This is a genomic window from Enterococcus sp. DIV0187 (genome assembly GCF_051713785.1).
Lineage (GTDB): Bacteria > Bacillota > Bacilli > Lactobacillales > Enterococcaceae > Enterococcus_A > Enterococcus_A avium.
Genome location: NZ_JBIOQO010000001.1, coordinates 485,359 through 503,933, shown reverse-complemented (window position 1 = coordinate 503,933; position 18,575 = coordinate 485,359). Strand labels below are relative to the sequence as shown.

The following is an 18,575-nucleotide window of genomic DNA, read 5'->3' as shown; positions in this document are numbered from 1 at the left end:
ACCCAATAAATTAATTTCGGAAATAAGTAACAATAGACAATAAACAAAACTCGCATTTCCTGAATATCTTTATTATAAACAAAAAAATATTATTATCTAATTCAACATTTTAATATATCTTAAAAAAATTGATGTGGCAGACCGTTCATTTGCTTTCATTAATTCAAAAATAAATATAGCTAAGAGCAAAACTACTAATTGATATTAGATTGCTTGATAAGTTGGATCTAAAAGTTACTACAAAGGATTTTTATGGCATAGCAAAGCAATGACTGCTGTTGTATACGGGAAGGATTGTTGGCATCTAGAAAAGAGGTATATGTTCGGTTTCATTTTGCATTATTTTAAAATCAGTCTATAATTAGAAGTGAGCTGATATTATGATGAAATATTTGAATTTGCTAAAGTTACATTTGAATAAATTGCTAAAACATATCATATTAAATTAATGGAATGGATTCACAATACAGGCATGCTCATGTACGGTTCAAAGCTCAACCAAAAAAAATATAATTGATCAAGTTTATCAATGCATTTAAAAGCGCAACTTCACGATTGATAAAACGTGATTATCCTAACGTGAAACAATTCCTTTGGAAAGAAATGTTTTGGTCCAAAAGCTTTTGTCTTTTAACAGCTAATGAGACACCCGATGATGTAATAAAAAAATATATTCGGAATCAAGGAAGTAATCATAAATAAAGGACAGATTAAGATTATGAAATCAAATGTCACCGTCAATTGGAAATGAGCCAAGGGATCACTTTATTTTATCAGTCACAACATCAAATCGACTCTTAAAAAAATACGTTTTCTAACACTGGCCATTCGAAAAAAGTTGTTCCATTCTTTGAAAGATGACACAAAAGTACACGATGTTGATATAAATAAACGACTAAAAATAATTCATCAAGAAAGGGAAAGTATTAAAAAACCAGATAGGTTGACAATACCAGGTGAGCTTATGAACTTTCGTCCAGCTTTAGGAGTAAGCAACAGACGCAGATTAAGATTAATTGAAATACTATATTATAACCGTGATGGAGTATCAAGTGAGAGACTCACCAATGAACTGAGCTGTTCTTTACCCATTCTATTGAGTGATATTAATCTGATTAACTCTCAGAAAAACAAGTATTTTTTTGTCGAAAAGGATAAGGGACTCTATAAAGTCAAGCTAATGGAGGATATCAGTATCGGGAAACTCTATGCAAAAGCACTGAGTACTTCGCCAGAATTTCAACTAATTGAGCAGCTTTTATATGAACATTATGAAAATACTGAACTTTTATCTAAATCCTTATTTTTGAGTCCATCCAACACGCAACGGTACTTGAAAAAGATGGCAGACTCATTGAAATTGATAGATGTTAAACTGTGCTATCGACCATTAAGGCTGAGCGGAAATGAAGGTATGGTTCGTCATTTTTATTATCGATACTTCATTGAAAAGTACTATTCTATAAAGATAATTCTCCCTCATTTAACGGAACATCAAACGAGAGCTATAGAAAAATTCGTTCAAGAGTTTACAACAATGAATGGTTTGTATAAAAAACACATTTTTCAAAAGCAACTAATTTACAATATTTTTATCAGTCTATGGCGAATAAAAAATGGGCACTACTATCCTAAGGAGGAATTACATCCAAAAGGATTGCTATTGCCATGTAGCGAAACAATTCATTCATTTAAAGAAATGGTGTCTGATGTTTTTAACCTTACTTTAAACGATGAAATCATGCATGATTGTTTATGGCTCATTTTCTCAGATGCAGTTGTTATCAGCAAGAAACAGCGAGAATGGGCATTAGCTGATAATCGACGTTATAATAAACTATTTCAAACACACTTAATTTTGACAAATGAATTTATGCGTTTAATGGGGGACTATTGTGATGAAGAACGCGTTTTAGAATTGACAACAATTCTCTTGAATGATATCTATATGTATGATGAATATGGCGAATTTTTAATTATGCTTCGAAAAGATAGAGAGGTTTTTTTGGAGATGGTCAAACTCATGCATCAACACGCTGTAGAAAAAGTTACGAGGATTGTACAGCAGTTCGTCCAAGATAACATTATTTATCAAAGTAAGGATTTTATCACAAATTATGTCTATTTATTATTAACAGCTGAAGTTGGTAGCTTAGAACGTTTGGCTTCTCAAGATAAAACGATTCATTTACTATTGATTTCGGATCTTTCTCCAACGGAAGAGGCGTTCATTGCCAATGTCATTACACAAATTGTTTACGGCAATTTTGAAATTCATTATTTTGAATATATGTGGGACGGAGATGAAGAACTGATCAAAAGAATTTTGACTTATGATGGATTAATTACCACAGGGGCTAGAGGAAAATTACCGAAAAACTTTCCGCTCGTGACAATGGATCCCTATGTAACACCACAGTCAATAGTAGCTATTCAAAATTTAGTAAATGATTTATCGGAAAAAAAACATAGAAAGTAAGGCAGAACCGGTTCTTTCCAATTTCATGGGATTCGACGATTTTCCAATGATAAAACTTTTTTTCGTAATAAATTGAAACTGCACCGTCCATACATCTGTTTCTTTATGGTCTTTATCTTATTTACGCTACCTTCAGCTAAACCATTGTTATATTTATGAGTAATCGCATATTTGACTGCTGGGAAATCATTTAAGAGACTACCCACAAACTTTAATAGAGAGACATCATCAAAATTTTCTTTTACAGAAGACATCCAGCTTTTAAAAGACTCTAGATCTTGTTTTTTTAAACAATGACGAAATCTCCAAACTAATTCATAGAGTTGTTTGTATTTTGGATGCTGATTGAAAACTAATTCCAATAACTCACTATCAATGACGGGAACTTTCTCAATCGGTAAATAGAATAGTTTAATTAACCATTTTCGTTCTAATATTTCAATGGATTTCCCTTGATACTCTTCTTTAAAATGTTTATGAAGACGACGTTGCCGGGACATATATCCTCGAATAGCATCTACTGTTCCGGTATATCCTTTTTCAGAAATAATTTGAAAAATCTCTGAGTATGTTTTTCTTTCTTTACGAAGCGCAAGCACTTCTTTGCGATATTTTTCTAATTTACCAGGACGATCGATCCCATATTGTTCGCTGAGAGAAGAAGCATCTTTTCCTAAATATCTTACAATTGTTTGAGGCGTGTATCCTGTAATATCAGTTATTTCGGAAAGGGCAACTCCTTTTTTGGCAAGGGCTCTCACTTCATCAATTTGTTGTTGTTTTTCTTCCATTAGCTCATTATGATGTCGTTCCCAAAATATTGCTTTATCTTCCGGAATTTCCTCCTCCTTCATTTTTATATACTTGGAAATTGTTTTAAGGCCGAAGCCTGTGTTCATTCGAATTTCTTGCTGTGTCATACCGTCGGTATGCAGCCGTTTTACATAAACAATTTTATCTCTTCGTGAAGCATATAGAAGAAAATCTTCGAATTTTTCATATTTTTCATTGGAAATCTCGATTGGAATCCTTGGCGGGAAAGAGTGTCGCATGAATGTTTGAGCGAGTTCACAAAGACGAGCAACCAAATGAAATCTATCGGTGACTTGTATTGCATGAGGGAATGCTTTCTTAATCGCTGCAGAGTATGTACGAGAACCATCACGTGACACCAGCTCAACACATTTGAATTTTTTAAGCCATTCGATCACATCCTCTTTTTCACGAGATTCCAGCAGGTCAACAATTTTCCCAGTTTTGATATCTACCATAATTGTGCCATAACGTTGGCGTTTCTTCAGAGCGAAATCATCAATGCATATTTCAGCTACATCATAATCTACGTGAATTTTTTTTTTGCCCAAGATAATTACATAGACTACTCTTCCTTACTATGATTCCCATTTCTTCAAGGTCTTTAGTCATACCTACAGAACTCCGACTTTCTGCTAAATCAACAATTAGTTTCATCAATCGTGTTGTTTTTCGTGCATTTCGTTCCCTAAAAGGGAACGTCTCAGAAAATGTTTTTTTAGAACAGTCAGGATTTTGACATTTGAATCTTCGTATAAGTAAATTTAAATAGACTGTCTTACTTTGAATCGGTAGATCTTGAATTTTAGTAGTATAAGAATCATGAATATTGGTGGATTTGTAGCGACATGTGGGGCACTTTGTCGAGGTGATTATTCTTGTGTGGCGGAGCCATGGTTTTGCCTTTGGCGAGAGCCAGCGATATGATAAAAATGAGCCAGCAATTTGCTCTAAGAGAGCCACTGATGCTTCTTTCATATAATGGATTCTGTGGAGACAGTTGTCTTTACGAAATTGGCTCTTCGTCAATGAGTGTTGGTGAAGAAATTCAATAGAATAATCGAGATACTCACACGGCTAGACAGCTATCTTGTCTAGCCGTGTTGTTGTTCTAGCTTTAGTCAGTTGGGTAGTGTTCTTAGTTTTCTTAAAATATTTTCCTCGATATAAAAAGATTCGTTCTTGGTAGTTTTGAAAGTTTCTAAAGCCATAGGCAATTCGTTTTAGTACTTTGATATGGTTGTTCAAACATTCTATAGGGCCGTTGGAATAGGGAACTCGCAACGCTCGTTTGATTTCTGTTCGATATTTCTTGAAGGTCGTGAACACTGGTTGGTAGTGCTCTGGCAACTCCTTGTAGTCTTCTTTTAGGAGCGCGACGAATTCAGGAACATCTTGTCTTCTGATAGCGGAAAGAAAATCCTGGTAGACTTCGTAACCTCGCTTTAAGGAGTCATCATAAGATAATAGCCGATCGACTATCTCTGCTTCTGTCAGATGATCTCGAAATGACGGACGCCAGTAGCGATGCTGACCTTTCAATTCCCACGCATTCTTTTGAAGTAGTCTCCAGTATTTCTTTAAGTGCTTCGACCGACGATCCCTTTTTTTAAAGGTCTTCATTACTTGAATTCGGTGGTTGGTAAAGGCCCGACCGATGTGTTGGCTAATATGAAAGCGATCGGCGACGATTCGGACATTCGGAAAGCACTCTTTCACCAATGTGCGATAGGGTGTATAGAAATCTGAAACCACTAGACGTACTTGTTCACGGACTTTTCTAGGGTAGCGCAAGAAATAGTCGCGTAAAGGATTTAGTTGCCGATTTTCCACAATATCAATCAGTTGATGGGTCTTGCCGTCCATCATGACAAAGCTCATGGCTCCCGAGACGTTTTTCACCGATTTGAATTCATCGAAACACACCACTTCTGGTAACGGCTGGTTCAAAGAAACGGTTTTAGGCCGAAGGCTGCGAAGTATTCGAATGACAGTGTCGGAGAAATGTGCTTCATACGTGCGATCAAAGACATAGAAAGAGGTTCGCTTAATAGCTCAAGAATGGCTTGTTTGACTCTGCGAGCAATGGAGCAGCGACGATCACTAACTGAATCTTCTGCTAAAAAAGTCTTTCCACAGTGTTTACATTTGAAGCGCTGTTTGTTAATCCGCAGAATGGTCTTGTAGTTACTGACATCATTCAATAAGATGGATACTTTTTTCCAGCCCCATTTAATGATCGTTTGCTTATTTTGATAGTGACAATGGAAGCATTCCTCTGGTTGATAGGTCAATGTGCCATCAAAAACAAAACATGTTTCGTCATTGATTCGCTCTTTGCGAAAGGCATCTTCATGAAAGATAAGATTTAGGTCTAGAATATCTAGTAACTCTTTGGTAAACTCTGAATAGGACATCTTGAAACACTCCTTTGAATGGTTTTCGTCGACTTTATTCTAAAGGATTTCAAGGTGTCTGTTTGCGTTTATTAGAAAAAAGAAAAAGTATTGGCAACAGAAGGCGTCACCAACACTAGATATTATAGAGCCACGAAATTTCATTATATGAAGGGAGTTTTTATTTATGGAGAAATACAAAGAAATTCTTCGATACCACAAAGCGAATTTAGCTCAACGCCAGATCGCCGATCTATTGAAGGTTTCAAGGAACACGGTCTCAAAGGTTATTGTCGCAGCCAAAGCTACCAGTCTTGGTTGGGACGATGTTCGAGAGCTGTCGGAAGCTGAGCTGAAGAACCGGCTTTTCCCAAAACCGGAAAGCGAAACATTTCATCAAAAACCAGATTACGAGCAGCTTGAAACAGAATTGAGAAAGCCGGGTGTTACTAAGAAGTTGCTTTGGGAAGAATACGTCCGTGATTGCCATCTAGCCGAGGCCTTGCCCCTACAGTATTCACAGTTATGTGTTAATTTCAATCAGTACCTGGAGCGATCAAAGGCAACTATGCACTTTAGTCATCAACCAGGAGAAAAGATTGAGGTCGATTGGGCGGGACTGACCCAATCAATCATTGACCCTGAGACCGGAGAGATGACGAAAACCTTTCTCTTCGTTGCGACGCTGCCTTATAGTCAATACAGTTATGTGGAAGTGACCTCGGACATGAAGCAGGAAAATTGGATCACAGCTCATGTGAATATGTTCCAATATTTTGGCGGTGTTTTTGCTTTGATTATCTGCGATAATCTCAAGACCGGTGTAATCAAGCATCCTCGAAACGGAGAGATCGTCTTGAACGCTCAATATCGTGAATTGGCTGATTACTATAATACCGTCATTCTTCCCGCTAAGCCGAGAACGCCTAAAATGAAGGCAAGTGTCGAGGGAACGGTAGGTAAAGTGTCCACGAATATTTTAGCGCGTCTGCGTAAACAGATCTTTTATAATGTTTTTGAAGCGAACGGGGTCTCGCTATGAAATTTTTCTAGCCGAAGAAAAAGCAAGACTACAACCACTGCCTCGTATCCGTTATAAATACGGCGAGTACAAGCAGGCAACCGTTCAATACAATTACCACATTTCTGTGGATAAAATGTATTACTCCGTCCCACACGAATATATCAAGCAGAAAGTAAAAGTTCGTATAACGAAGCATTTAATAGAAGTGTTTCATGATCAAACTCGTCTGTGCTCACATAAGCGACTGTTGGGCCATCCGAGTCATTATTCCACCAACGAAGCGCATATGCCAGACAATCATCGACAGGTAGCCGAATGGGATGCTCAACGTTTCAGTCGTTGGGGACAAACGATCGGCGAAAGCACAAGGATCGTGATTGAGCGACTATTGGCGAGCTACAAAGTTGAACAACAGGCTTATAATGGGTGTCGCTCTATTTTAAAGTTGGCAGATCAGTATTCTCCTCGTGAATTAGAAATAGCTTGTCAAAAAGCACTCACCTTAATTTCCGCTCCTCGTTACAAGAATATCAAATTGATTATTCAGGCAAATCAAGCAGAGAACAAGCATACGATTGAGAAATCCATTGATCATGACCAGTCTCATGTTTTCTTGCGCGGTCGTCAGTATTACGGAAAGGAAGAGGAGAAATGAATCAATGCACCTATGAAAAAATGGTCGAGATGCGGATGCCAGGAATGGCTCAGGCTTATCAAGGCCAATCACTGATTGATGATATGATGCAACTTAGCTTTGATGAACGGCTAGAATTATTAGTTGACGCCGAGTTTGATAACCGTCACAGAAATAAGATCACTCGTTTGACTAAGAAGGCTCAACTAAGTGAAGCAAATGCACAGTTAGAAGATATTCAGTATTTCACCGATCGCGGACTTAAGCGTGAAGTTTTTCTAAGATTGGCAGATAATCGTTATATCCGAGAACCGAAAAACTTGATTCTCACAGGTGCCACTGGATCCGGCAAAAGTTATATCGCATGCGCGTTGGAAAATCATGCTTGTCAGACAAGTTATCGTGTTCGTTATATTCGTGTTCCGGATCTATTATCAGAAATAGCACTCGCAAAAGCACAAGGAACCTATTCAAAGATTTTGAAGCAGTATCAAACTTGCGAGCTTCTTATTTTAGATGAATGGCTATTGGTTCCAGCGAGTGAGTTAGCCCAACAAGAGCTTTTCGAAATCATTGAGCGGCGTTATCGGTTTCACGCGACAATTTTCTGTTCACAATTTGACACTGAAGGTTGGCATAGCCGTCTTGGTGGCGGTGTACTTGCCGACTCGATTCTGGATCGAGTCCTTCCAAAATCACTTCATATCCACATTGAAGGTCAAGAATCTATAAGGATGAGATAACGAAATGAGGTTGGCCATTAATGGTCAACCTTTTTCCGATGGCTCATTTTCTCCAAATCGATGGCTCTCATCATCAAATTTTTGCATGACTATCTAGTGGCTCACATGGACCAAATCGGTAGCTCAAAAACGTCCGGAATAATCAGAGGTAGAAATGGAAGAAACATCAAAGGTAATTTTCTCTTTTGTTATTTGACAGTCATCAACATGTAAATTAACGTCCAATGATAAAAGTAATTCTTCCAAAGAAATACGCCTCCTTATCATGTAACAGTAACTGAGCTAATTTCATAATTCGCTTTTTTGGAAAAGTACATACTGGACCAATTTCAAATTTTTCCTTTTTTGAAATTAGGCAACTGTCTCTTTTCTTAATTTCGCTTGGTTTAATCGTTGTGCCGCATAGTTTTTGGTATTGTATGCTAGTTGAATAAGCAGGAGTTCGACGGACACCGAACCTGCTTTATAGTATTTGGTATCATTCAATTTCATGTGTTCCTTCAAGATAACCATTGACTCGTTCTACAGCGCTGCGTTTGGCGTAAAGTTTCTCCCATGCTTTCGCGCCTCGCGCTGGGTGATTGAATTTTCTTGGGTCATGTTGTTGCTTGATTTTAATCACTTTTTGACACAATCCTGCGTGAAAAAGTGAACAGTCATGGCATTTATCCAAAGGCTGAGTGAATTTTAACACATCATATCTTGGATCAAAGCTGTCGTATCGGTAGCCATGCTCTAAAAGACAAGTCGGCGCGTAATTATCTGTCCATTCACCATCATTTTTAGCGATCCGTTTTAATGGAATGATTGGCTCAAAATTAAGGTGATGTGCTTCTTTATAAATGGCTTTTGCATCGTACCCTTTATCGAAAATGACAGAGGTATTTCGGATGCCAAGTTCCTTCAAGTCTCTTAACATAGGAATACCGACACTCATGTCCGCAATATTAGCAGAAGTCAAAATGGCCGACAAGATATATTGTGATTCAGAAGCAACGGCCAAATGCGCTTTATACCCAAACCAATAATTATTTTTGCCTTGACTGTTGGCTTTGATTCCCCATTGAGGCGCAAGAGGGAACTGAGCGTTCAATTCTTCTGTCGTCATCACACGTTGCTCTTCACAGCTTGCGACCTGAGCTTTTACATTTTGGGTTGGTTTTGTATGACCCATAACTGCTGTGGCATCAAAGGAGACTGCTTCTGAAAAAATATCAAATTCTTGATTGATCTGTTTCAGTAACACACGATTCTGTTCCTTAAGAAGGTGACCATTTTCTTCAAAAGTATGGATGATACGGGAAAAGGTCGACTCAGATGGTGGTACATCGTCATATAAAAATCCTAAGCTCAGCTTGAAGCGGAGATCTTGTTTGATTCTTGAAACGAGTGCAGTGATGGTCGAAATTTCTTCCAGATAACTGACAAGTAGGGCACGAATAGCGGCTTCATAATTAACGGTAATGGGCGGTCCGACCTTTGTTTCTTTTTGAAAAAGCTGAACAAGAGGCAATAATTCTAATGGGGAGAAAATCTTTTGGTGTTTCTCCTCGATATCCAGTTGTTCTAAAACATAGGTGTCAAATAAAGTTGGTTGTTGTATGATAGACACAGGGAATCCCTCCTTTTGGATAGGTGTCGGTCAGGACAACCTTATTGTACCAAATTGGGGAGGTTCCTTTTTTATGTGTCTTGAAATCATTGATATATCAAGGGCAGATAATTATGAAATTAGCTCAACTACCAACAATTAAATTATACTACATTTGGTATATCGAATCCCATGAAATTGGAAAGAACCTCGACCCTTACCATGGAATCGAAGATTTGTTTTTTTCAAGAAACAAAAAGCTGGTTCCTACAATCATCGTTTAGAAAATTGTAGGAACCAATTTTTCTTTTTTTACATCAAGCTGCTGTAAATCGTGATGATCTCCTCTAGGGATGTATCACGCGGATTTCCAGGTGTGCAGACATCTTTTAAGGCGTCTTCTGCAATTTTGGCAATGTCTTCTGCTTTTACACCTAGTTCAGAAATCGTTGCAGGGATGCCAACATCTTTACTCATTTGGTCAATCGCTGCACAAGCGGCATCCCTAACTTCTTCAATCGCCAACGTTTCTGCACCTTCCACGTTCAATACCTTGGCGATATCTCGGTATTTCTCTCCAGTGAAATCCTTATTGTATTTCATTACGGTTGGCAAAAGAGCTGCACAAGCGACGCCGTGTGGAATGTTATACCATGCTGATAAAGGATGTGCCATACCATGAACCAATCCTAGACCAACGTTTGAAAAACCCATACCTGCGATATATTGACCTAATGCCATTTCTTCCCGTCCTTTTTCTTCTCCTGCTACAGATGATCGTAAAGAACGTCCTATGATTTCAATTGCTTTTAGGTGAAGCATGTCGCTCATTTCCCATGCGCCTTTTGTAATGAAACCTTCAATTGCATGTGTCATAGCATCCATTCCAGTTGCAGCACAAAGCCCCTTTGGCATACCCATCATCATTTCACTATCGATAAAAGCAACTACCGGAATATCATGGGGATCGACACAAACAAATTTACGATTCTTTGATTTATCCGTGATAACATAATTGATTGTTACTTCAGCTGCTGTCCCTGAAGTTGTCGGAATTGCTAAAATCGGTAATGAGGGATTTTTAGTATCTACTTCACCTTCTAAACTAACAACATCTGAAAATTCAGGATTTTCCACGATAATACCGATTGCCTTAGCTGTATCAATTGGCGAGCCGCCACCAATTGCAATAATAACATCTGCTTGAGCTTTCTTAACAAAATCTACTCCTGTCTGCACATTTTCCACTGTTGGATTCGGCACGATTCCGTCATAAATTTCATAATCAATCGCCGCCTTATCAAGCAGATCTGTAACTTTAGTTGCCACTTTAAATTCGATCAAATCTTTATCTGTAATCACTACTGCTTTCTTGAAACCGCGTTTTTGAAACTCCAACGGAACAGATTCAATCGCTCCTTTTCCGTGATAAGATGTTTCGTTTAATATCATCCGATTTGCCATGTATTTATTTCCTCCTACTACAATATATTTATAGGTTATAAGGCAATACTATTAATTTTTAGTAATGCCTTTTATCTATCATGTTGCTTAAGCTGTTAGAATGAGAGGGCAATGGTCGGGCATTCTCCTCCTTGGACTTTACGTCCGTAAATTAGTCTGCCAACCAGCTGCTCATTCTCAGCGTTCGTTTTATGCAGGTTGAACTGCTGTTTCCCAGTACGTTCGTGTCACACCCCAGTAGATTGAATCGGCAATGTGTTTACGCTGGCTTTCCATTGCGAATAATCTGAAGGAGCTGATCCTCTTGAACGCAGTAGGTATTGATGTTGCTAAAGGTAAAAGTGTTGTCTCGATCCTTCGACCTTTCGGTGAAGTGATTTCTAGTCCTTTTGAACTCTGTCATACATCTAGAGCTGTTGATGATTTTATTCATTCTCTTTCTAAACTTGAAGGAGAAGTTAGGATCGTCATGGAGTACACGGGCCGCTATCACGAACCTGTCGCTCATTGGCTTACTGATGCGGGTTTTTATGTCAGTCTGGTCAATCCAAAATTGATTAAAGATTTTGGAAACAACTCCCTTCGTAAAGTGAAGTCTGACAAAAAGGATGCCGTCAAAATCGCTCGTTATGCGCTTGACAACTGGAATGACCTGCGACAGTATAACCTTATGGATAAGACAAGAGACCAACTAAAAATCATGAACCGACAGTTTGATTTTTACATGAAACATAAAACAGCTCTCAAAAACAATCTCATTTCTCTTTTGGATCAAACGTTTCCTGGAGCGAATACTTTTTTTACCAGTCCTGTTCGAAAAGATGGTAGTCAGAAATGGGTTGACTTTGTCACCTCTTTTTGGCACGTTGACTGTGTTCGGAAAGGCTCTCTGACTGCTTTCACTGAACGTTATCAGAAGTTCTGTACGCGGAAAGGCTACGACTTTTACCCAGAGAAAGCAGCACAAATTTTTGAAGCCTCTAAAGAGTTGATTGCTCTTTTACCGAAAGATAAACGGACAAAAGGTCTGATTATGCAAGCGATTGAGCAGTTAAATACCCTTTCTAGGACTGTTGAGCATTTGCGCCTACAGATGGATCATACAGCTGCGCAATTGCCAGAATATCCGATAGTCATGGCTATGAAAGGCGTAGGCCCATCATTAGGCCCACAACTCATGGCGGAGATTGGCGATATCCGACGATTTTCTCATCGAAGTGCTTTGACTGCTTTTGCAGGAGTAGATCCTGGTGTGAATCAATCCAGCAGCTATAATCAGAAAAGTGTCCGAACTTCTAAACGCGGATCTGCTCAACTGCGTAAATCACTGTTTCAAATAATGGACGTATTAGTGAAAACCTCACCTGAAACTGATCCAGTTTACGCGTTTATTTCCAAGAAACGAGCAGAAGGCAAACCTTACTATGTTTACATGACTGCGGGTGCGAATAAGTTTTTACGTATTTATTACGGCCGAGTAAAAGAGTATCTTGCATCACTTCCAGAAGAGGCTTGATTTTAGTTTTGAGCTTAGGATGAAACCAGCGATAATCGGTGGTTCTATTTGTCGTGCCTTCCGTCCAGACAAATTTTTGTCCAATTTTCTCTTAACTTTTTATTTGCAGGCTAATTACTAATTACTCTTAATGAACTATATTTATCTTCATAATCATAAAACTAATTTTCGGCATGCATATCATAATGGCTAATCTAAATGATAGATTTCTTTCATTGTGGTCCACACGCCTTCTGAACCATGACCTTCTAATGGTTTCATGCAAGGGATACACTCATCCCACCATTCTTGAGTTGTTTTATCCGCCGCCATTTTTGCCATATCTGCTTCATAGTCCTCTCCTGTATATTCATAATATGAAAAAAGGAAATTGTCGATTTGATAAATCGAATAATTCTGCAGATTGCATTCTTTGATCATTTCGTTTACTTTCGGCCATGCGTTAGCATGCAGGTCAATATATTTTTGTTTTGATTCTGGTTTCAAGGTAGAAACTGCGCCATATCTTGTTATAGTCATCTTCCATTCCTCCATTATTTCAGGTTGAAATAAACTGCTTGTGCATTTTTTCTAAATAATTTTCCTTTGAATGATTCAGAACGAGATTCAGTAAGTTTTAAAAGAAAGTCGGTCCACTTGTTAAGTCCACCTCCTAAATCTATAACCGGGAAATTTGAAGCATATAGAATTCGATCTTCTCCGAACAGTTCCATTACTTGATCGATTTCCTCAGAGAAGTCCTCAAAACTTGCTTTCTCTGTCTCCATAACACCGGAAATCTTACAATAGACATTCGGCAGTTCAGAAATTTTTTTTAGATTCCCAAGCCATTTTTCACGATAACTTTTTTTCTCATCATTCAACGGCTGAGTTAACATTTCCATATTGGGATTTCCCATGTGATTAAGAATGATTCTTGTTTCAGGGCAATTTTTAGCCATTTCATAACCATCTGATAACTCTTCGTTTCTTAAGCTCAAGTCGAAGGTCAATCCAAGGTCTCCTAAATAGCGGACATTTTGAATAAAAGTCGGTTGCAGACAAAAGCCCTTTTCTCGCTCCGCAACATGTAAAACTTGGCGAAGTCCTGAAATGTCAAAACGATATTTTTCAATATATTCTTTGAAGTGTTTATCTGACAAATCACCGGAAATTACGGCACTTTTGAAAATACTATTCGCATTCGCGCATTGATTGAGAACCCATTTATTTTCTTTTTCGCGATCACTTGGTGTGCAATCAACTTCCATGTATATCGCGTCAGTAATCGAAAATTGATCACTAGCGGCAGCCTTCTGGTAATCCTTCTCAGTGAATGTTTGATTCAAATAATCTTCAGTATCTAACCATGGAAGGCGCAACTGTGCTAAATTCCACGTATGGACATGCGTATCTATAATCTTCTTCATGCTTCTACCTCTTTTAATAATTTACTGGTGTTCCTCCATTATCACTGGATGCGTAGAGTGCCTCAACGACACACATTGTTTGGTACGCATCTTCAACGTCATTAATGTACTCGTAAGTCGAGTCATCCATTTTCTTCATTAATCCACCCATCGTACCGATAAACGCTTCATTAAACCAGCTTCCTTGGACTTCTAATTCGCGCCATCCCTTACCATCGTCAAAAACGTACTCGACTTTGTCTGGGCGTCCTGTTGGATAGTCCAAAATCAAACCAATCGTAATTCGAATAGCCCCTTTCATCCCTTCAATCTTGCACGTTGATTCTTGATAATCGGGAGCATAGTCATGATTATGATTGATGTGAAGATTCACTCGCAACTCAGGTCCATAATCTAGGATCATAGCAGAACGGGTTTGTTTTAACGCTTTCATTTTAGGATGCTGCATCGTTTTACAATATACGCTTGTTGGATTACCTGCTATACTTCGGATCATATCAACATAATGGACACTATGGTAATTGATCTCCATCCGGTCTTTTTCAAATAGAAAATCCCACAAATGCCATGGATGCAACTCAACAACGCGCCAATCAATGTCTACAATTTCACCGATCAAACCATCATTAATCAATTTTCTAGCAGCAATCATATAAGGAGCTTGTCTTAATTGAAAATTCACTCCTGCCACAAAATCCTTTTCACGACAAATCGTCAAAATTTCCTGAGCTTCTTCGATACTTTCACCCATTGGTTTCTGCATCAAAACTCCTGATTGTTCTGGTAGTTGACGTAAAATATCTGCTGTCGCAGAAGCAGGAACCGCAATATCAAACACGGCATTCTCACGTTTTGCTAAGTCAATTAGCTTTGCTAAGTCATCATAAACATGCGGGATATCAAAGTCTTTCGCTGTTTGCTGCGCCTTTTGATAATCCAAGTCATAGATACCAAGTACGGGATAGCCGGCCATTTTATATGCTGGCAGTTGGGAACCCGATACAATCCCTCCAGCTCCAATAATAACGATATTACGAGGGTTCTCCGGCATTTCCGGTACATAATTCAATTCTTTGATAGATTCAACCATTTTGCTCCTCCTAAGTGTTTTTCTTTATAATGAATTTGCCAATGCGACGAAAACTAATGAAATGACAATAATCGCATTTCCGATAATGGCAATCCTTTGCGCCTTCGGAAATCCTTTCCACTCACCATCTCTAAATCCCCACATATTAGCGATAATCAGAGCTAGGCCATTAAATCCGACCCAGCCAACGATTGGTCCTAGGTCTCCAAGCAAGTGAGTAGCTTTCCCATAAACTGCTAAAGCTGCGAACCAAACAAAGGAGGTAACCAAAACTTTGAAATAGGCTTTCCCTGCACCCGGCTTGGTATAATCAGTATAAGTTTTATTTTTTACAAGTACAATTATGGCATAAACAAAGTTCGCTAAAAAACCACCAGCAAAAACAATCACCCATGATAGTAAACTTGCACTGACTGGTGATACTCCTGAGTCAATCGCTAGCTGAACTGGATAATTTGCTGCGGATGCACCAATATTGATAGCCGCTGATCCAGCTCCAGAAGCTAATGCTAAAAGAAAACCAACCATAAATTTAGAGTTCTTTTTAGGTCCATTATTCTCTTTTGCTTCTTCAACACTTTCTTCATTGTCATCATTTTTCATAAAACCTGCTTTTGAGAGTACCAAAACCCCACCCATTAAAACAGCCATACTCAAAACCAGCATAATCAATGCCTTTGTTGACGGAAAAGTTCCAAGAATAAACATTGGTACAAAACTTCCCAAAAGCAATGACAATCCTAAATTAATACCAGTTACTAGCGAAACTCCGATCATGTCAATCGCTTTACTATAAGCAATCGAGCTGATTCCCCAGAAAAATCCCATTAATGCCCCAAAGAAAATTTTATCAATCGGCGTGTTCATAATGTAGCTCATATAATTAGGAACCTCAATAAAGGCCCAAATATGAGGGATCAACAAAACGCCTACAATAGAAAAGAGTGTCCAAAATGCCTCCCAAGAAAATGGTTGATATTTTTTGAAGCAAATCCCAAAACTTCCCTGAAAAAAACATGCCAACAATAATACTGTAAAAGCTCCGACCATTTTTATTCCTCCTAATACCAGTTAATAATTACCAACAAACGTTAAAATTCGTGCCACTTCCTGTTTTATTGTTTCTTCTGAACGTGCTAAATCCTGTTGCTCCTGTTCTGACAACTTCCTCTTAACATAGACCGGTGTATCTAATCCTCTTGCAGCCAAAGCAATCTTAAATCCTGCTGGAAAATTAACCTTAAAGCATTCTCTTAACAATGGCAGTATAACTTTCTGTACTTGGACTGCTTCATTGATCTTTCCAGCTAAGTACAATTCTTCGATTTTTTGATAAGCTTCTGGAACAATTCCAGCAGTCGCCACCATACACCCATCTGCTCCTGCTAATAATGAACTTAAGTACATCTCTTCTCTTCCGATCAAGAAAGAGGTCTCTAACTTCTCATCTTCCAACATATCTAAAATATGAAGGACATCAACTAAATTACCACTAGATTCCTTTACTCCAATCACTTTATCGAGTTTTGCAACCGACATTAACAATTCCTTGCTCAATACTGGTGCAAACAACGGCACATTATAAACAATCATCGGCAAATCAACATGAGTATTGATATCCTCGAAATAAGCCAGGATAGCATCATCACTAGGCTGATAAAAATAAGGCGGTGCAGATACAATCCCATCATAGCCAAGTCCTTCAGCTATTTTCCCCACTTCTATTGCCTTACTGCTGGTCGTTGCAGTCACGCCTGCAAATAATTGCAGTTTCCCTGCACTAGCTGCTTTGACTGTCTCTAAAATAGTCTGAGCTTCCTTCACATCAAAATGCGCAGCTTCACCAACAGAACTGACTGCAAAAAGCCCAGTGATATTCTTTTCAATATAAAAATCGACCATACGCTTAAGCGCTGAAACATCTATACCTCCTTCCTCTGTCAATGGTGTCAACATCGCTGCATAAATCCCGTTTAACTTCATCTTCAAAACAAAACCGCCTTCCTTGTTCTCATTCGTGAACTAGTTTCCCTTTTATGAACTTCACACTTAGAATGTAACCGCTTAACGAAAAGAAGTCAACCTATTTTTTTAATTTTATTCTAGAGTAACGTTTCAGTAAATGTCACTATTGAGTGGAATTATATAGGTAATTTAAATTCTAACTGGTGAATTATTTAAAGATTTTAAAATTAACTTTTCATGAAACCGCTTGATTTATCATGCGAATTTGATATATTGGTAGTACCAATAAAGTGATGGAGGAATAATTATGACAAAGCTTAAAGGAATTACATGGAACCATAGTCGGGGCTTCACATCTGTTGTTGCAACTGCTCAACGTTTTTGTGAAATCAACCCTGGAGTTGAAATTGAATGGGAAAAAAGATCGTTGCAAGAATTCGCTGACGCACCAATCCAACACCTTGCAGATCAATACGATCTTTTAATCATTGACCATCCGTGGGCAGGATTTGCTCAAAAAAGTGGAATCTTAGCCGATTTATCACTTCATTTATCAGCCGATTTCTTAGCAGACCAAGAAAGTAATTCTGTCGGATTGTCTCACCTTTCTTATAATTTTGATGGTTTTCAATCTGCCCTAGCTGTGGATGCTGCTACACCTATCGCCGTTTATAACCAGCAGTTCTTCTGCAACCAAGCTATCCCGAAAAATTGGCAGGATGTGCTTGAACTCGCGCGGAAAGACAAAGTGGCTATTGCAGGAATCCCTATTAATCTTTTAATGGACTTTTATATGTTCGGTGCTACTATCAATGCTTCTATGTTTAAAAATAGAACTGTGATTGATGAAGAAAGTGGTGTAATTGCTTTAGAGGCTATCCGAGAGATTGTCAGCTTGTGTAGAAAGGATATTCTTGAATGGGACCCGATCGATGTACATAATTATATGGCTGAAAATAATGACATTGTTTACTGTCCTTATGCATATGGATATACCAACTATTCAAAACCTGGTTATGGAAAGCATTTACTTATAGCTACAGATACTGTTACATTCAACAATGTTCCACTAAAAACCGTTCTTGGCGGTACTGGTTTAGCTGTTTCATCAGCTTCAGAAAATCTAGAACTAGCTTGCAAGTATGCTGAATACACTGCTTCTCCATTAATTCAAGAAACGCTTTTCTTTGATGCGGGCGGACAACCCGGTCATCGTAAAGCTTGGCTAAGTTCGGAAACGAATCGTCGATGTGCAAACTTTTTTAAGAATACTCTTAAGACGCTTGACAATTCTTATCTACGTCCTCGCTACAATGGTTACCTTCATTTCCAAGACAATGCAGGAAGCCTTGTTCAGGAATATGCAGTCCATGGAGGTAATCCTAAAGAAGTTCTAGGTAAACTAAATGTCATATATCAAGAATCATTAAATCACGCTGGGAGTTGATTTT

Annotated in this window: 17 protein-coding genes and 2 pseudogenes; 7 read left to right on the top strand and 12 right to left on the bottom strand. The window is 38.4% G+C overall.

What is annotated here, in order from left to right:
• Positions 1-382: 382 nt before the first annotated feature.
• Positions 383-702 (top strand): annotated as a pseudogene (tnpA, locus tag IGI52_RS02505) (IS200/IS605 family transposase); the annotation flags it as partial.
• A 148-nt stretch (positions 703-850) separates the two neighbouring features.
• Positions 851-2,479, top strand: coding sequence for a helix-turn-helix domain-containing protein (locus tag IGI52_RS02500; RefSeq protein WP_438780372.1), 1,629 nt, complete (start codon positions 851-853; stop codon positions 2,477-2,479).
• A gap of 23 nt (positions 2,480-2,502) precedes the next feature.
• Here IGI52_RS02500 and IGI52_RS02495 read toward each other — a convergent pair whose 3' ends face one another.
• The 3 genes and pseudogenes from IGI52_RS02495 to IGI52_RS02485 form a co-directional block, all read right to left on the bottom strand.
• The gene (locus IGI52_RS02495) at positions 2,503-3,843 is read right to left on the bottom strand and encodes an ISL3 family transposase (RefSeq protein ID WP_438780371.1); all 1,341 of its coding nucleotides are present in this window, start codon (positions 3,841-3,843) and stop codon (positions 2,503-2,505) included.
• Positions 3,812-4,270: a transposase family protein gene (locus tag IGI52_RS02490; protein WP_438780370.1), complete on the bottom strand. Its 459-nt coding sequence runs from the start codon at positions 4,268-4,270 to the stop codon at positions 3,812-3,814. Before IGI52_RS02490 ends, IGI52_RS02495 begins: the two co-directional genes overlap by 32 nt.
• Positions 4,271-4,369: 99 nt before the next feature.
• Positions 4,370-5,709 (bottom strand): annotated as a pseudogene (locus IGI52_RS02485) (ISL3 family transposase).
• Between the two features lie 166 nt (positions 5,710-5,875).
• On the opposite strand from IGI52_RS02485, the gene istA reads away from it, so the two are divergent.
• Genes istA through istB form a run of 3 tightly spaced genes read left to right on the top strand, consistent with a single transcriptional unit; the run spans position 5,876 to position 8,089 of the window.
• Positions 5,876-6,730, top strand: a complete 855-nt coding sequence (gene istA / locus IGI52_RS02480; protein WP_438780369.1) for an IS21 family transposase — start codon at positions 5,876-5,878, stop codon at positions 6,728-6,730.
• Positions 6,699-7,367, top strand: coding sequence for a Mu transposase domain-containing protein (locus tag IGI52_RS02475; RefSeq protein WP_438780368.1), 669 nt, complete (start codon positions 6,699-6,701; stop codon positions 7,365-7,367). The genes istA and IGI52_RS02475 overlap by 32 nt, the downstream gene beginning before the upstream one ends.
• The gene (gene istB, locus IGI52_RS02470) at positions 7,364-8,089 is read left to right on the top strand and encodes an IS21-like element helper ATPase IstB (protein ID WP_438780367.1); all 726 of its coding nucleotides are present in this window, start codon (positions 7,364-7,366) and stop codon (positions 8,087-8,089) included. The genes IGI52_RS02475 and istB overlap by 4 nt, the downstream gene beginning before the upstream one ends.
• A gap of 123 nt (positions 8,090-8,212) precedes the next feature.
• On the opposite strand, the gene IGI52_RS02465 is transcribed toward istB, so the two are convergent.
• The 4 genes from IGI52_RS02465 to fucO all read right to left on the bottom strand — a co-directional run bounded on the left by IGI52_RS02465 (position 8,213) and on the right by fucO (position 11,144).
• Positions 8,213-8,335, bottom strand: coding sequence for a hypothetical protein (locus IGI52_RS02465; RefSeq protein ID WP_438780366.1), 123 nt, complete (start codon positions 8,333-8,335; stop codon positions 8,213-8,215).
• A gap of 105 nt (positions 8,336-8,440) precedes the next feature.
• Complete coding sequence (locus tag IGI52_RS02460; RefSeq protein ID WP_438780365.1) at positions 8,441-8,581, bottom strand: hypothetical protein; 141 nt, start codon at positions 8,579-8,581, stop codon at positions 8,441-8,443.
• Positions 8,568-9,701 (bottom strand): transposase, encoded by a 1,134-nt coding sequence (locus tag IGI52_RS02455; protein ID WP_438780364.1) that lies wholly within the window; start codon positions 9,699-9,701, stop codon positions 8,568-8,570. The genes IGI52_RS02460 and IGI52_RS02455 overlap by 14 nt, the downstream gene beginning before the upstream one ends.
• A 291-nt stretch (positions 9,702-9,992) precedes the next feature.
• Complete coding sequence (fucO, locus tag IGI52_RS02450) at positions 9,993-11,144, bottom strand: lactaldehyde reductase (protein ID WP_438780363.1); 1,152 nt, start codon at positions 11,142-11,144, stop codon at positions 9,993-9,995.
• Between the two features lie 304 nt (positions 11,145-11,448).
• Between fucO and IGI52_RS02445 the strand changes: the two genes are divergently transcribed.
• A complete protein-coding gene (locus IGI52_RS02445) occupies positions 11,449-12,660 on the top strand; it encodes an IS110 family transposase (RefSeq protein WP_438780362.1) in 1,212 nt (403 codons plus the stop codon).
• A gap of 189 nt (positions 12,661-12,849) precedes the next feature.
• Here IGI52_RS02445 and IGI52_RS02440 read toward each other — a convergent pair whose 3' ends face one another.
• From IGI52_RS02440 to IGI52_RS02420, 5 genes are read right to left on the bottom strand one after another with little or no spacing between them, the layout of a single operon-like run.
• Positions 12,850-13,179: an L-rhamnose mutarotase gene (locus tag IGI52_RS02440; RefSeq protein ID WP_185968681.1), complete on the bottom strand. Its 330-nt coding sequence runs from the start codon at positions 13,177-13,179 to the stop codon at positions 12,850-12,852.
• 14 nt (positions 13,180-13,193) lie between these two features.
• Complete coding sequence (locus IGI52_RS02435; protein WP_438780361.1) at positions 13,194-14,069, bottom strand: amidohydrolase family protein; 876 nt, start codon at positions 14,067-14,069, stop codon at positions 13,194-13,196.
• A gap of 13 nt (positions 14,070-14,082) precedes the next feature.
• On the bottom strand, positions 14,083-15,159 hold the full coding sequence (locus IGI52_RS02430; RefSeq protein WP_438780360.1) for a Gfo/Idh/MocA family protein: 1,077 nt from the start codon (positions 15,157-15,159) through the stop codon (positions 14,083-14,085).
• 24 nt (positions 15,160-15,183) lie between these two features.
• The gene (locus IGI52_RS02425; RefSeq protein WP_438780359.1) at positions 15,184-16,209 is read right to left on the bottom strand and encodes an L-rhamnose/proton symporter RhaT; all 1,026 of its coding nucleotides are present in this window, start codon (positions 16,207-16,209) and stop codon (positions 15,184-15,186) included.
• A gap of 21 nt (positions 16,210-16,230) precedes the next feature.
• Entirely contained in the window at positions 16,231-17,142 is a 912-nt protein-coding gene (locus tag IGI52_RS02420) for a dihydrodipicolinate synthase family protein (protein WP_229078993.1), read from the bottom strand.
• Positions 17,143-17,431: 289 nt separating this feature from the next.
• On the opposite strand from IGI52_RS02420, the gene IGI52_RS02415 reads away from it, so the two are divergent.
• The gene (locus IGI52_RS02415) at positions 17,432-18,571 is read left to right on the top strand and encodes an ABC transporter substrate-binding protein (RefSeq protein ID WP_070504864.1); all 1,140 of its coding nucleotides are present in this window, start codon (positions 17,432-17,434) and stop codon (positions 18,569-18,571) included.
• The last annotated feature ends 4 nt before the right edge of the window (positions 18,572-18,575 follow it).